This is a genomic window from Desulfocastanea catecholica (assembly GCF_054657295.1).
In genome coordinates this window covers 199,618-212,811 of the sequence record NZ_BAAHYZ010000004.1, presented here as the reverse complement: position 1 = coordinate 212,811, position 13,194 = coordinate 199,618, and the positions used below count along the sequence as shown (strand labels likewise).

Below are 13,194 nucleotides of genomic sequence, written 5' to 3'. Positions count from 1 at the left end.
TTACACCTCCTTGGCCTTGGGCGGCAGATAAAAAACGGTGGGCTTGGTGCCTTTTTCCGGCAAAAGATTAAAGGCATTGCGGGCCTTGATCATCCTGCTCACGTCACTGTGCGGATCATCGAGATCGCCGACAAACCGGGCCTTGCCGGGACAGCCCTGCACACAGGCCGGCAGCTCGCCCTTATCGCGGTACTGCGTGCAAAATGTGCATTTTTCGACGATACCCTTCGGCCGCATCGGCATATAGACCAGACGCCCCTCATGACGGTGTTCTTCCGGGTAGCCGTAATGGTATTTATCCTGGTACTCGGATCTTTTATGCGCCTCTGCCGGATCTTCCCAGTTGAACTGGCGGACACCGTAGGGGCAGGCCGACATGCAGTAGCGGCAACCGATGCATCGCTCAAAGTCGATGAGTACCGCGCCGTCTTCGGCGTGATAGGTTGCTCCAACCGGACAGACCTTTGCACAGGGCGCATTTTCGCAGTGCTGACAGTGTACCGGCAGGAAAAACTCGACCCCGGCCTCCGGCGGCGTCAGGTGGCGGTGGCTGCCGGGGGTGAACACCCGATTCCACCAGGTCTGCGGTGGCTGGGCGTTGTGCTGTTTGCAGGCGACCATGCAGGATCGGCAGCCGATACATTTTTCCAGATCTATGACCATGCCCATCTTCATACGCTCATCCTCCTGACATCCACCAGGCATTCATTCCACACCGTGGTCGGGGACCACATACCGGGGACGAAATAAATTTCATGCAAAGGTTTGATCCAGGGATAGGTCAATGAATTATACCCCTCTTCCGCCAGATACCGCGACCACCAGCCCTCTTCGAAGATTGCCGTGCCGGCGCTGCAGCCGGGATCGACCACGGCATGGGCGCGGGTCTGGCCCCGATCGTTGAAGATCTGTACCAGATCGCCATCGTTGATGCCCCGTTCCTGGGCATCCTGGCGGTTGAGAAAGACCTTGGGCTTATTGTCCTGCAATTCGAGCAGGATACTGTTGTTCGAGTGAGTGGAATGGACCCGGTACAGGGAATTCTTGGTCACGTAGCGTAAGCGGTATTTGTCCCGGGCTGCCGGATTGACTTTATACTCGGTCTCGGCGAACGTTTCCTTGTGCACCGGCAGCTGCTCGCCTTCGCTGAGAAAGAGATCCTCGTCCTTGTAAAATTCAATCCGCCCGCTGCGCAGAAACTGGGCAGTGGCCTTGATCGGGGCGGGGTAGCTCGGTGGCGGGAAAGGCTGGCGGTGGTGGACCTGTTCATAAAAAGGTACCTGGCGATCCCCCGGTGCCGCTGAATGCAGCCGGACCGGCCCCTTTTGCAGCATGGCCAGGGTAATGCCCTTCGTTTCAAAGCCGCCCTTTTCCAGGAGCATTTCAATGACCTTGAGGGCCGCTTCATTCTCGTCAAGCTCCGGGAAAAAGTGCTTCTCAAAGGCCGGATTGATCCGTTTCGCCAGTTCGCGGAAAATCCACAGTTCCGACCGGCTTTCAAACAGCGGCTTGATCGCCGGCTGCTGCAGCTGCAGATAGGGATGAAGGATGGTGGCGGTCAGATCATGTTTTTCGTACCAGGAGGGCACCGGCAATACCACATCGGACCACATGCAGCTGGTGGACATCTGGAAGTCGGTGGTCAGGATGAACTCCAGCTCGCCGGATGTCGCCCGCTCTTTCAAACGGTTGCTCATGTTGTGCTGGTCAAAGGGATTGCCCCAGCCCCCGATCATCGCTTTGATACCGTTCTTTGGATATCTCGGACCTTCGCCCTGGAGAAAGTGCAGATAGGGCACCCAGTTCAGCTTTGACCCTTCCGGAAACCACCAGCTCGCCAGATCGAAACGTATACGATACTGCCCGGCATAGGTGGAAATGCCGGCCCCGCTCTTGCCGATGCTGCCGGTTAAAACCGGCAGTAAGGAAAGAGCTCGGCCCTTGAGGTCGCCATTGTACCACTGGTAATTACTGGCGCCGTAGATAACATGCACCGGCGTATTCGTAGCGGTATCGAGCGTCACCCGTTCAATCTGTGCCGGATCGAGACCGGTAATGGCGGCGACCTGGTCGAGTTCATAGTCAACCAGCGTCTTGCGCAGGGCGGTGAGGACCGTCTCGACCTTGATCGACCGGCCATCAGCCAGGGTTATGTCATATTCCCCTTCAAGATCGGCCCCGGTCGGGCTGAGGTTTTCCGGATTGAGTATCTGCAAACCCTCTTCGTTGTGGAAGACAAAGAGTCGGCGATAGTCGGGAATGGTCTGGCTTTCGGCTTGCAGGGCAAGAGACTGGACATCGCCGGCCAGCAGCCGTTTGCCGGTATCCTGGCGGACAAGAATTGGAAAATCAGTAAAATCCCTTAGAAATTCCGCATCGTAGAGTTTGCGGTCGATGATGATTTTGGCCATGCCCAGGCCGAGGGCGGCATCGGTATCGGCCTTGATCGGCATCCATTCGTCGGCCTTGGCCGAGGTGCTGCAGAAATCCGGATCGATGACCACAACCCGGCCGCGTCTTTTCGCCTCGAGCAGGTGATGGGCATCGGGCAGCCGCGTCTGGATGACATTCGAGCCGAAAATGAGGGTCGAACGGGCATTGACCCATTCCAGGGATTCCAGTTCCTCGCTCTGCACCCCGAAAGTCATCGGCCAGAACATCGGCAGATCGCCGTTCTGATCGTATCCGTGATGCATGGTCCAGTGGGCGAGGCCGGCCAGAGCGACCATTGCCCCCTTCTGGACGTAGCCGGTGCCGGGCACCTGGATAGTCGTGGCTATCGCCTCCGGGCCGTATTTGCCGGTGATTTCTTTCAGTTTGTCGGCGGTATAGTTGAGGGCCTCATCCCAGCTTGCCCGACGAAATTGACCACTGCCCCGGGGGCCGGTACGGATCAGCGGATATTTCAGCCGGTCTTTACCATAGATCAAATCCATCATCGACAGGCCGCGCAGGCAGCCGCGGGGATTATAGGAATCCTCCGGGTAGTCCGCCGCCTGAATCAGGGTGCTTAGGCGTCCTTGGGTAACCCGGGCCTTGAAGCCGCAGGCCCCGGTGCAGTTCGGCGAACAGGTCGAGCGGATCAGCTGATCGACCTCTGCCGCGTAGGCGGCTGCATCATCTGAAAAATGAAAGAATTTCAAACCGAAAGCCAGGGCACAGCTTGCGCCAACCGCCCCCCGCAAAAAATCTCGTCTGTCAATATGCATGGCGATCTGCTCCTGTGATAAGTAACGATCGAATAAGTAATAACCGATGAACGACACCTGCTCTTTCCGGGGCGAGAGTCAGCCTCGATATCAGAGTTTTTTTTATAATACTTCAGGCCGTTTGATTAAAACTTGACTCAAGTCAAACAACAGCAAAATTACTTCGGTCTAAAAAACAGGAAAAAAGGCAGCGATTGGCTAATAGCGCCTGGTGGAAGAAAACCAGGGAGAAATGTTATTCTTGAAAACTTGACTGTGTCCATATGGCGGTTACTGGCATCAGCGACAAAATAATTGCGCAAACTGCTGTGGAAGGGTAGGATAATGCAGCATTAGCTTGGACGGCTCTTTGTTAGAAAAGGTAATTTTACGACCCCCGGAGAAAGCACCTGCTGATCACCTTACTGTCGCACATTCAAGGAGAAAAAAATGAAAAAATGCATGAAGGTTATACTTACTTCAGTCGTAGGCGGTCTGCTCGTTTGCCAGTCAGCACTGGCTGCGGATTACAATTCCGCCGTTGGGCTTGGTGTCGGCATGGCCCCGGATTATGAAGGTTCTGAAGATTATGAAGCGTATCCTATTGTATTTGGCAAGTATTCCTATGGGGATGGATCGTTTGTCATGTTGCGTGGCAATCAACTGAAATGGAATATTCTCAATGATAAATTCCAGTTTGGCCCCCTTCTCCAATATCGCCCTGAACGTGATGACGTTGACAACGATGATGTTGACAGGATGGAAAAAATTGATGATGCATTCGAGGCAGGCTTCTTCCTTACCGGCGTATTCGGTAATTGGAGTACAACTCTGGAATTTGTTGCCGACGTCTCAGACGAATATGACGGCTATCTCGTCACTCTTGGCGGAGACTACAAAGTATACAGCGGCGAAGTAACGGCAATAACCTTAGGTGCATCGACGACCTATGCCAGCGACAATTATATGGAGACCTATTTCCAGGTGGATTCGGGTAACCGGGGTACCAGCACACTTCCCGACTATAGTGCTGATGATGGAGAGTTTAAGGATGTCACCGTGCATATGGTTGTCGACTACAGCATCAGTGATAGATGGTCGATGGTCGGAAATCTTGGCTACAAGATGCTTCTTGGTGATGCCGAGGACAGCCCGATCGTTGAAGATGATGGGCAATTTTTCGTTGGAGCAACCGGTGTTTTCCATTTTTAGCCATCACTTATATACTGCGGGGATCTTTTCGGTGACCAGCTCATCCTCCTGCAAGTCAGGGACGATTGACTGTTATCGACTCACTTCTTAGCCCGTATGCCAAGACGGGTTGCAAGGTTATGGAGATTGCTGCGGTGCATATCGAGCTGGCGAGCTGCAGCAGCCCAGTTGCCATCGTTTTGGTCTAGTACCGATTGTATAAGACGTATTTGAAATGATTTGACCTCGTCACGAAACGAAAGTTTTTCCTGCGCTTGAACGGGAGCTTGGTATTCAGGCGCCGGGTGCACATAGAGCGCGGATCCGAGATCTCCGGCCAGGTGTTCGGGCTGTATTTTCAGGTGCTGTTCATGGTTTGCCCCCTGCGATGCTTTCAACACTGCTCTTGACAATATATTCTCCAGCTCACGGACGTTGCCCGGCCAGCTGTAGCGATTCAGCAGCTGCAATGCGGCATCACTTATTCTGATTTCCCCGAGGCCGAGCCGTTTTTTTGCCTGCGTAACGAAAAATCCGGCAAGAATTGCAATATCCTCTTTTCGTTCACGGAGTGCCGGCACCCTTATCGGATAGACATTGAGCCGGTGATAAAGATCGGCCCTGAAACGGCCTGCCCGCACCTCTGTTTCGAGGTTCCTGTTTGTCGCTGCCAGGAGGCGAACATCAGCATGGAGCATTTTTTCCGAGCCGATTCGTTGTATTTCACCTTCTTGAATGACTCGTAAAATTTTGGCCTGGATCTCAAGGGACAATTCACCGATTTCGTCCAAAAAGAGCGTCCCGCCATCGGCCAGTTCAAATTTACCGGCCCGGTCATTGCTTGCCCCGGTAAAGGACCCTTTAACATGGCCAAAAAGTTCACTTTCGGCAAGCGAGTCTGGAAGTGCAGCGCAATTGAGATACAGCATAGCCTTATCACTGCGGTTCGAAAGCCGGTGGATGGCTCTGATAGCCAGCTCCTTTCCGACACCTGTTTCGCCAAGAACGAGAACGGTATAGTCGGATTTGGCAACAAGCTCGATTTCCCGCCGCATTTCTTCAATGACCGGGCTTTTTCCAAGAATCTCCCATCCTCTCTGGGTTGCCACATCCTGCATCAGATCTGAGGCAATCTGGCCCTGCCGCTCAGCTTTTTCTTCAAGAGCTTTCAGCAAATCGGCGACCTGCATCTGGGCGCCGGCCATCGAGCCGATGGTCTGTAAATATTCTTTGGGAAGGTCGTCAAAAGCACCAATCTCAAGAGAATCGGCGGTAAGAACGCCAACCAGGTTGTCATTGACATAAAGCGGACAGCCGAGGCAGGCATGGATGTGATGTATGGCTTCCGGGTCGGCAACGAGCATGCCGTCAAAAGGATCGGGGAGAGGACTGTCGCCTGGAAAGATTATAGGTACGGTGGAATCACAGATCAGATCCAAACGAGGATGTTCACTCCTGGTATACACCCGTCCCATGGCATCCGGCGTCAAACCCTTTGCAGCGATTGGCGTGAGCTTGTCCCCCTGGACTCGTAAAAGTGTCGCCGCATCATAAGGAATGGCCCGGTGCAGAGCGTCCAATAATCGCTGATAACGGTCTTTCGCGCTCATTACTGCTGTGAGGTCGACGGCTATGGCCGTTAGGGTATGTAGTTTATCCATGGTTGCCAATATAACAACACTGTTATGTGAATCGCAACATTGATCTGTTGTAAAAACGGAGACACCGTTTTTAACTCTCTGGAATGATATGAATAAATAATTGGCATACCTGTTGCAATACCAAAAGTAAGAAAAAGAATACCGATAACAGCTCCACCCAGGCTGACTCACCGCAACCCGCAAAAGGAGAAATCATGAAAATTTTAAAATTAACAGATACAGACGAATTCACACCCGGAGCACTGAAGCGATTCTTTCTGGTAGAAGATTCCCCGAGTTTTAAAATAGTCAATTTCAACCTCGATGAAGGCGTCACCTTTCCGGTTCATAGTCATGATCTGGATGGCGAACTTTCAATCCAGGTGTTGCAGGGAGAGGGCTACTTTCTCGGGGAGGGAGACACGGAATTACCGGCGGCACAGGGCGATATCCTTATATCGCAGATTCGGGAGCCCCATGGAGTAAGAGCCAAAACTCAAATGAGAATCCTGGTGACAATAGCCCCGCCAATTTGACGGCCCACAGAAACCAAAAAAAGCGGAATTATAACCATATAAAAAGAAAATGGAGATGGTAATGAAAAACGTATTTACCTTATCAACGATAAAACTGCCGGGAGCAATAATCGCATTAATCGTATTTTTTGTTATGGCAAATGCAGGCAACGCACTTGCTCACTGCGATACTCTGGACGGTCCTGTTGTGGCTGATGCCCGGCAGGCTCTTCAGACCGGTGATGTTAGCCCGGTTTTAAAATGGGTTTCAAAAGACCAAGAAGGTGCCATCAAGGCTGTCTACAAACATACTCTGGCAGTCAGGCAGCTGGGCGATGAAGCGAAAACGCTGGCCGACGCCTATTTTTTTGAAACACTGGTCCGCATCCATCGCGCTGGTGAAGGTGCTCCTTATACAGGTTTAAAACCCAGTTCATCCATTGATCCCGCGGTGGCCTTAGCTGATAAGGCTATAGAAAATGGTTCTGTAGATCAATTGGCAAATGTGCTGACTACCGCCTTGAAGAATGGATTAACAACTCGGTTTGACAAAGTGATCGATGCCGGCAAACAAGCTGATAAAAGTGTTGAACTAGGGCGCGAATATGTCGAGGCGTATGTCGAGTTTACCCATTTTGCTGAAGGGATTCATGGGATGATAAAAGGAGCTGGAGATCACAGCGAACACTAAACGACCGGGGGAGAAGATGATGTGAAGGTGTTTGAGCGGGTTTTCTCCCCAGATTGTCTTTTATATAAATAAAATGATTGCAAAAGGTGAACAAAATGACTGGAGCAGGGAATATATCAGATAAATCAATAGGCGAGATTGTCGCAGAAGATTACCGAACGGCACAGGTCTTTGAAAATCACGGCATTGATTATTGTTGTGGTGGAAACGTTTCACTCCAGGCCGGCTGCCGGGAAAAAGGGATCGATCCTGCAATAATCGCAGAAGAAATAGAGGCTGTGAAGAAAGACCAGATCGATCGAAGCCAGGACTATACCTCCTGGGATCTGTCCTTTCTCATTGATTACATAATCAATGTCCACCACACGTATATCAAGGAAAACACCGGGCCGATAACCGGGTATACCCGCAAGATTGCCTCCGTTCATGGGGCTCATCATCCTGAAGTGATAGAGATTGCCTCAATATTCGATAAAATAGCAGGTGATTTGATGGACCACCTGAAAACAGAGGAGGAAGAGTTTTTTCCGGCTCTGAAAAGAATAGAAGCGGCCGGAAAGGCAGGCAGCGCACCTTCAGCCGATGATACGGAGAAGGTCAGAAATTCCCTCGAAAACCTTGTTCAGGAACATGAGGTAGTTGGTGATGCAGTCCATAAAATCCGTCACCTGGCCAAGGGCTATGCCATACCGGATGATGTCTGTAATACCTTCACGGTCACGTATCAGAAACTCAAGGAATTCGAAGACGATCTTCATAAACATGTCCATCTTGAAAACAATATCCTCTTCTTAAAGGCGATGCAGCTTTGATGGCCTCGTGAAAAATTCTTCTCCAACTTCCCCATAACTTGCATATCAGCAACTTATGGGGTCGATGCTTGCCGCCGATCCTGGCCAACCGTCCTAAAAGAGTTCATTATCAAGAATAAGCGAGGAAAGAGATATCATGCCGATAATTTCCTCTCCATCCGCCACGGGGGCTCTTCGTATACCGGCTCTATAAAGCAGGCGGGCGACATAGCGTATATCCATATCGGCCGGTATGCTGATAACTGGCTTTGTCATGATTTCATAGACATTTACCTCGCTCGAAGGGCGGCCGGCGATGAAGACCCCTCTGATAAAATCCTGGGTGACGACGATGCCCCAGGCGTCATCGTCATGCCGCTTCTGGACCAGCAGGCATGAAACCTTTTCAGAGCGCATTAGAGCGGCAGCTTCCCGGGCCGTGGCCATCCCGTCAATGGAGACAATCTTGTTCTGCATCACGTCTCTTGCCCGAAGTATTGGTGTTTTTTCCTGTGTCATGGTATCCTTTTCCGTTAGTATTTTTATAAATAACTGTCACGAACCTCTTCTTTAAATCTTTCCATCTGGCTCTCCAGTCCGATCACCTGTTCAACAGGGAGCACGAAAGCTATGCCGGTTCCAGGTTTATGGAACTCCCCGGCTGTCTTGATACTTTCCATAATTTTTCCAACCACATGCTCTTCGACAAGGAGCATGATGATATCGGTCTGCGCCTCCAGGGAAAGACCAAAAAAGGTTTTTGCCTCGCGGATACCAGTCCCCCGGGCGGGTATGATAGTCGCGCCGGTAGCGCCGGCTGCTTTTGCCGCATCAACAACATTATCGGTAATAGCTGTTTTGACCGAGGATAAAATGAGTTTAAAGCGCATGTTTCTTCTCCTGCGATTTTATTTTTCTACTGAGACTCCATTGCATTATTTGCGCATATCCCATGACGGCTATAATTGGAAAAAGGCTGGCAAAGGCAATAAGACCGAAACCATCCAGGGCCGGGTTCCTCCCGGGGATGCTGGCCGCAAGGCCAAGGCCGAGGGCGGTCACCAGTGGTACTGTTACCGTCGAGGTGGTAACGCCGCCTGAATCGTAGGCGAGGGGGATAATGCTTTTTGGGGCAAAAAAGGTTTGTACGATAACTATCATATAGCCTGCCAGAATGTACAGATAAAGCGGCGTACCGCTGACGATTCGGAAAACGCCGAGGCTTATGCCTACAGCGACCCCGATGGCGACGGTAATTCGTAAGCCCCACTGGCTTATTGTCCCGGCCGAGACCTCATTTGCCTTATAGGCGACAGCAATAAGCGACGGTTCAGCGATGGTCGTGGCAAAGCCGATGAGCAGTGCGAAAAGATACACCCAGCCGTATGCGCGCCAATCCCCGGCGTTGCCGACATTCCCGGCCCCATGAATAAAAGTGGGATCGGACAGTTGCGCCGCCATGATTTTTCCCAGGGGGAAAAGTGCTTTTTCAAGTCCTAGCAAAAAGCACGTCAGGCCGATGACGACATAGACGCCGCCGACAAGGAGCCGACCGAGATGGGGAATCGGCTGGCGCAGGACGAACAGTTGAAAGCCGGTGATCAGGGCTATGATCGGCAGTACGTCTCGCCCGGTCGCCAGCAGCATTGTAAAAAAATCAGAGAAAAATTCCATAACGGTACCCTGTTTATCGAAAAACCATCAAACCATAGCCCATGACAAAAATCATCGGCAGCAGGGAGGCAAAAGCGATCAGACCAAATCCATCCAGCAGCGGACTGCGCCCTCTGATAATAGCGGCCAGCCCCACGCCAAGAGCTGTAACCAGAGGTACCGTGATGGTCGAGGTGGTGACACCGCCGGCGTCATAGGCTATGCCGATAATCTCTTGCGGTGCAATGATGGTCATCAGCATGACAATCATATAGCCGCCGATGATCAGATAATGAATCGGCCAGCCGCGGATAATACGCAGGACACCGATGAGGATGGCAAGGCCGACGGAAAAGGCGACGGTCATACGAAGTCCGAAGGCATATTGCTTGACTGCCTCGGGGGTTTGGCCAATAAGGTTGCTGCTACTGGCTATTTCCGCCGCCTCGGCGGCAACGGCAATGAGCGCGGGTTCCGCGACAGTAGTTGAGAATCCCAGGGCAAAGGCAAAAGAGAGAAGCCAGAAAAGGCTGCCTTTCCTGGCCAGGGTATGGGCAAGTGTCTCGCCTATGGGGAAAAGCCCCATTTCCAGCCCCTGAACGAAGAGACCAAGTCCGATAACGACGAGAACAGTACCAAAAAGAACATCTTCAATATGGGGCAGGGGCTGCCGGAGAACCACAATCTGGAAAAAGGCGATAACGATGATAATCGGCAGCAGGTCGGTAAGGGCATCTTTGAGTTTCTTCAGGATAATCGAAATGATGATTTTTACCCATCTTTCGTAAAAAGCCATACCAGCCCTCATTAAAACACTATGGAAAAATGTTCATGCTCATGTTTCTACTCTAGATTATGGTACCGGATGATGTGCGGTTAAGCCAATTTTTCTCTCTACTGTGACCATTTTGATCGGAAGCATCATTGTCTCAGCCAAAGATATCCGTATCAATATGCAGCTCGCGCATTTTTCGATACAGGGTCGAGCGATCGATATTTAAAATCCGCGCCGCCTTGGCCTTGTTGCCACCGGCTGTCTTAAGCGCCGCGAGGATCTTTTCGGTGACCTGCTCCTCCTCTTTGCTGAGGGCCAGTCGGCTAATTTCAGTAAGAGCAGTCTCGTCGGTTTTTGCCGGTTCCGGGAGAAGAGGGGACTGGTCCACCGTATTGCGGCCCACCAGTTCCTCCGGTAGTTGTTCGGAAGAAATGGTTGTGCCTTGACAGAGAATGCAGGCCCTTTCGATGGTATGTTCGAGTTGGCGAACGTTTCCCGGCCAGGCGTAGCGGCTGAGCAGCGCCATGGCCTGTTCGGAGATGCCGGTGATATTTTTGTTGAGCTTTTTGGCAAAGCGCCCGATGAAATGGTTGGTGAGCAGGGGAATGTCGCCTTCGCGTTCGCGCAGCGGCGGCAGGTGGATATCGATGATCAGCAGGCGAAAGTAGAGATCTTCGCGAAAGCTGCCGTTTTTCACCTTTTCCTTGAGATTGACATTGGTTGCGGCGACGACCCGGACGTCAACGTGCAGTTCCTTGTCACTGCCGACCGGATAAAATGTTTTCTCCTGCAGAAAGCGGAGCAGTCGCAGCTGCATGGTCATCGAGATATCGCCGATTTCATCGAGAAACAAGGTGCCGCCATCGGCTTGGAGAATTCTGCCCATCCTGTTTTCATCGGCCCCGGTAAAGGAGCCTTTTTTATGGCCGAACAATTCACTCTCAAGCAGGCTGTCGGTCATGGCGGTACAATCAACCATCACCAGCGGCCGATCGTGCCGTGGACTTTCCTGGTGCAGGGCGTGGACGGCGAGCTCTTTCCCGGTACCGCTCTCCCCGGTAATCAATACGGAGGTATCGACGCGGCCGATGTTTTCCAGCAGCAGATACACATTCTGCATGGCCGCGCTGGCCCCGAGCATCTTGTGAAAATGGCTTCTCCCCTGTAGCGGTTGCGGTATTTTATGGCTCATATCCCGCAGCACCAGCACGGCGCCCACCGGATCCCCCGTGCCATTGTCCAGGGGGGAAATGCAGATGCTTACTATCTTGCGCCTGTCCGCCAAAGGAAATTCCACCCGGTGATCGATCAGTTCTCTGCCGCTTTTCAGCACCTTTTTTATATTGTCGGTAAGCTGGCCCAGCTCCACCTGCTGACAGATTTCGCCAAGGTTTTTCCCCTCACCCATCTCCGGGTGGAGCTTTTCTAAAAGTACACCGGCGGCATGGTTCATTTTCAGGATGTTAAGATCATTATCGACGGAGATGATACTGTCGGAAACACTCTTGAACAGCGTTTCCAGAAAGCGGCGGTACCGCTCCCGGGCCAGCTCCGCCTCTTTTTTGTCCTGCTCCAGATGGTACTGGCGAATGGCCAGGCGAGCGGTTTTCAGCAGCGCCTCCTTTTCGACCGGTTTCGGCAGATAGTCGAAGGCGCCCAGCCGGACTGCTTCCGAGGCCGTTTCCACCTGGGGATAGCCGGTAACCATGACCACCGGGCAGGTAACGCCAAGTTCCCTGAACCGTTTTAACAGCTCTATGCCGGAGTGACTTTCGAGGACAATGTCGCTGATGATAAGATCGAACATCCGTGAGGATACCGCCTTGACCGCCTCCTCGAATGAGCCGACGGCGATAACCGTTTCGTAGCCGGCCCGTTTCAGGAAGATGCTGAAGGTATTGCGTAAACTTGTCTCGTCGTCAACAATGAGGATAGAAGTTTTTTGTGCAGCTGTATCTGTCATTGAGCTTCCTTGGTTTACAGGCCTTTGTCACTCATTTATAGGTGTTCATGTCGCGAAAAACCACCACCGCTCCGGTGAGCATGCCGCGATCGCGAATCGGCGTACTGACATATTCCACCGGGAAACTGGAGCCGTTTTTACACCAGAAAATATCTCCGGTTTTATAGTGGACGAGTCCATCCCGGTAGGCCATATAGATAGGGCAGCTTTCGACAGGATGAGACGTGCCGTCCGGCAGGGTGTGATGGATGAGTTCATGGTGGGTGTTGCCGAGCAACTCCTCCGCCTCCCAGCCGAGCATCAGCGATGCGGCCTTGTTCATGAAGGTGACCTTGCCCTGATTATCAAGGCCGAGAATACCTTCGCCGGCACAGTCGAGAATCAGGTGCAACTGTTTCTGCAGTTCACGAACCTCTTCTTCTGCCTGAGTTCGTTCAGCAATTTCCCTATTTAATGCCCCATTCACCTGCTGCAGTTCAAAGGTTCTTTTTTCGATGGCTTCATCAAATTTAATTTGGATGGCCCGATATTCCTCCCGTTCAGCGGCCAATCCCTTTTTCAGGCTTAAGATGATGTTTTCCCGCTGTTTTATCAAAAAGTGGATGGTGACCAGTATCGACAGCAGCAGCGCGGCGGTGAGCAGGCCTGTTTCCAGCATAAAAAGATTCGTGGTGCCGGCGGCGCCGTGCAGACGCTGCATAAGGGCGAGCAGCCCGGCGAAGACGAGGAACTGTCCTGGTATTATCAACCATATCGGTGGGTTCGGTACTTGATGTTTCATCATGTT

General features: G+C 52.0%; 13 protein-coding genes. 4 read left to right on the top strand and 9 right to left on the bottom strand.

Annotation, left to right across the window (positions count from 1 at the left end):
- On the bottom strand, positions 1 to 675 hold the full coding sequence (locus ACYQ8U_RS05585) for a 4Fe-4S dicluster domain-containing protein (RefSeq protein WP_459944531.1): 675 nt from the start codon (positions 673 to 675) through the stop codon (positions 1 to 3).
- Positions 672 to 3,209 (bottom strand): molybdopterin-dependent oxidoreductase, encoded by a 2,538-nt coding sequence (locus ACYQ8U_RS05580; RefSeq protein WP_459944530.1) that lies wholly within the window; start codon positions 3,207 to 3,209, stop codon positions 672 to 674. The genes ACYQ8U_RS05585 and ACYQ8U_RS05580 overlap by 4 nt, the downstream gene beginning before the upstream one ends.
- A 429-nt stretch (positions 3,210 to 3,638) precedes the next feature.
- Here ACYQ8U_RS05580 and ACYQ8U_RS05575 point away from each other — a divergent pair, with 429 nt between their 5' ends.
- Entirely contained in the window at positions 3,639 to 4,400 is a 762-nt protein-coding gene (locus tag ACYQ8U_RS05575; RefSeq protein WP_459944529.1) for a MipA/OmpV family protein, read from the top strand.
- Between the two features lie 80 nt (positions 4,401 to 4,480).
- Here the strand turns inward: ACYQ8U_RS05575 and norR are convergent, their stop codons facing one another.
- Entirely contained in the window at positions 4,481 to 6,040 is a 1,560-nt protein-coding gene (gene norR, locus ACYQ8U_RS05570) for a nitric oxide reductase transcriptional regulator NorR (protein WP_459944528.1), read from the bottom strand.
- A gap of 194 nt (positions 6,041 to 6,234) precedes the next feature.
- On the opposite strand from norR, the gene ACYQ8U_RS05565 reads away from it, so the two are divergent.
- The 3 genes from ACYQ8U_RS05565 (at position 6,235) to ric (ending at position 8,037) form a co-directional block, all read left to right on the top strand.
- Positions 6,235 to 6,555 (top strand): cupin domain-containing protein, encoded by a 321-nt coding sequence (locus ACYQ8U_RS05565; protein ID WP_459944527.1) that lies wholly within the window; start codon positions 6,235 to 6,237, stop codon positions 6,553 to 6,555.
- 61 nt (positions 6,556 to 6,616) lie between these two features.
- Positions 6,617 to 7,225: a DUF6448 family protein gene (locus ACYQ8U_RS05560; RefSeq protein WP_459944526.1), complete on the top strand. Its 609-nt coding sequence runs from the start codon at positions 6,617 to 6,619 to the stop codon at positions 7,223 to 7,225.
- A gap of 95 nt (positions 7,226 to 7,320) precedes the next feature.
- Positions 7,321 to 8,037: an iron-sulfur cluster repair di-iron protein gene (gene ric / locus ACYQ8U_RS05555; RefSeq protein WP_459944525.1), complete on the top strand. Its 717-nt coding sequence runs from the start codon at positions 7,321 to 7,323 to the stop codon at positions 8,035 to 8,037.
- Positions 8,038 to 8,130: 93 nt separating this feature from the next.
- On the opposite strand, the gene ACYQ8U_RS05550 is transcribed toward ric, so the two are convergent.
- The 6 genes from ACYQ8U_RS05550 to ACYQ8U_RS05525 all read right to left on the bottom strand — a co-directional run bounded on the left by ACYQ8U_RS05550 (position 8,131) and on the right by ACYQ8U_RS05525 (position 13,191).
- On the bottom strand, positions 8,131 to 8,535 hold the full coding sequence (locus tag ACYQ8U_RS05550; RefSeq protein WP_459944524.1) for a CBS domain-containing protein: 405 nt from the start codon (positions 8,533 to 8,535) through the stop codon (positions 8,131 to 8,133).
- A gap of 23 nt (positions 8,536 to 8,558) precedes the next feature.
- The gene (locus ACYQ8U_RS05545) at positions 8,559 to 8,906 is read right to left on the bottom strand and encodes a P-II family nitrogen regulator (protein ID WP_459944523.1); all 348 of its coding nucleotides are present in this window, start codon (positions 8,904 to 8,906) and stop codon (positions 8,559 to 8,561) included.
- Positions 8,896 to 9,690 carry a DUF1538 domain-containing protein gene (locus ACYQ8U_RS05540; protein ID WP_459944522.1) on the bottom strand — a complete coding sequence of 265 codons (795 nt, stop codon included), beginning with the start codon at positions 9,688 to 9,690 and terminating at the stop codon, positions 8,896 to 8,898. The genes ACYQ8U_RS05545 and ACYQ8U_RS05540 overlap by 11 nt, the downstream gene beginning before the upstream one ends.
- 13 nt (positions 9,691 to 9,703) lie before the next feature.
- Positions 9,704 to 10,465, bottom strand: a complete 762-nt coding sequence (locus ACYQ8U_RS05535; RefSeq protein ID WP_459944521.1) for a DUF1538 family protein — start codon at positions 10,463 to 10,465, stop codon at positions 9,704 to 9,706.
- 133 nt (positions 10,466 to 10,598) lie between these two features.
- Entirely contained in the window at positions 10,599 to 12,407 is a 1,809-nt protein-coding gene (locus tag ACYQ8U_RS05530; RefSeq protein ID WP_459944520.1) for a sigma-54 dependent transcriptional regulator, read from the bottom strand.
- A gap of 31 nt (positions 12,408 to 12,438) precedes the next feature.
- Positions 12,439 to 13,191, bottom strand: coding sequence for a PAS domain-containing protein (locus ACYQ8U_RS05525; RefSeq protein ID WP_459944519.1), 753 nt, complete (start codon positions 13,189 to 13,191; stop codon positions 12,439 to 12,441).
- Between the last annotated feature and the right edge of the window lie 3 nt (positions 13,192 to 13,194).

Coding starts and splice junctions, on each gene's coding strand:
- ACYQ8U_RS05560 (WP_459944526.1), top strand. CDS start 6,617: ATGAAAAACGTATTTACCTTATCAACGATAAAACTGCCGGGAGCAATA.
- ACYQ8U_RS05575 (WP_459944529.1), top strand. CDS start 3,639: ATGAAAAAATGCATGAAGGTTATACTTACTTCAGTCGTAGGCGGTCTG.
- ACYQ8U_RS05535 (WP_459944521.1), bottom strand. CDS start 10,465: ATGGCTTTTTACGAAAGATGGGTAAAAATCATCATTTCGATTATCCTG.
- ACYQ8U_RS05565 (WP_459944527.1), top strand. CDS start 6,235: ATGAAAATTTTAAAATTAACAGATACAGACGAATTCACACCCGGAGCA.
- ACYQ8U_RS05585 (WP_459944531.1), bottom strand. CDS start 675: ATGAAGATGGGCATGGTCATAGATCTGGAAAAATGTATCGGCTGCCGA.
- ACYQ8U_RS05530 (WP_459944520.1), bottom strand. CDS start 12,407: ATGACAGATACAGCTGCACAAAAAACTTCTATCCTCATTGTTGACGAC.
- ACYQ8U_RS05545 (WP_459944523.1), bottom strand. CDS start 8,906: ATGCGCTTTAAACTCATTTTATCCTCGGTCAAAACAGCTATTACCGAT.
- ACYQ8U_RS05540 (WP_459944522.1), bottom strand. CDS start 9,690: ATGGAATTTTTCTCTGATTTTTTTACAATGCTGCTGGCGACCGGGCGA.
- ric (WP_459944525.1), top strand. CDS start 7,321: ATGACTGGAGCAGGGAATATATCAGATAAATCAATAGGCGAGATTGTC.
- ACYQ8U_RS05525 (WP_459944519.1), bottom strand. CDS start 13,191: ATGATGAAACATCAAGTACCGAACCCACCGATATGGTTGATAATACCA.
- ACYQ8U_RS05580 (WP_459944530.1), bottom strand. CDS start 3,209: ATGCATATTGACAGACGAGATTTTTTGCGGGGGGCGGTTGGCGCAAGC.
- norR (WP_459944528.1), bottom strand. CDS start 6,040: ATGGATAAACTACATACCCTAACGGCCATAGCCGTCGACCTCACAGCA.
- ACYQ8U_RS05550 (WP_459944524.1), bottom strand. CDS start 8,535: ATGACACAGGAAAAAACACCAATACTTCGGGCAAGAGACGTGATGCAG.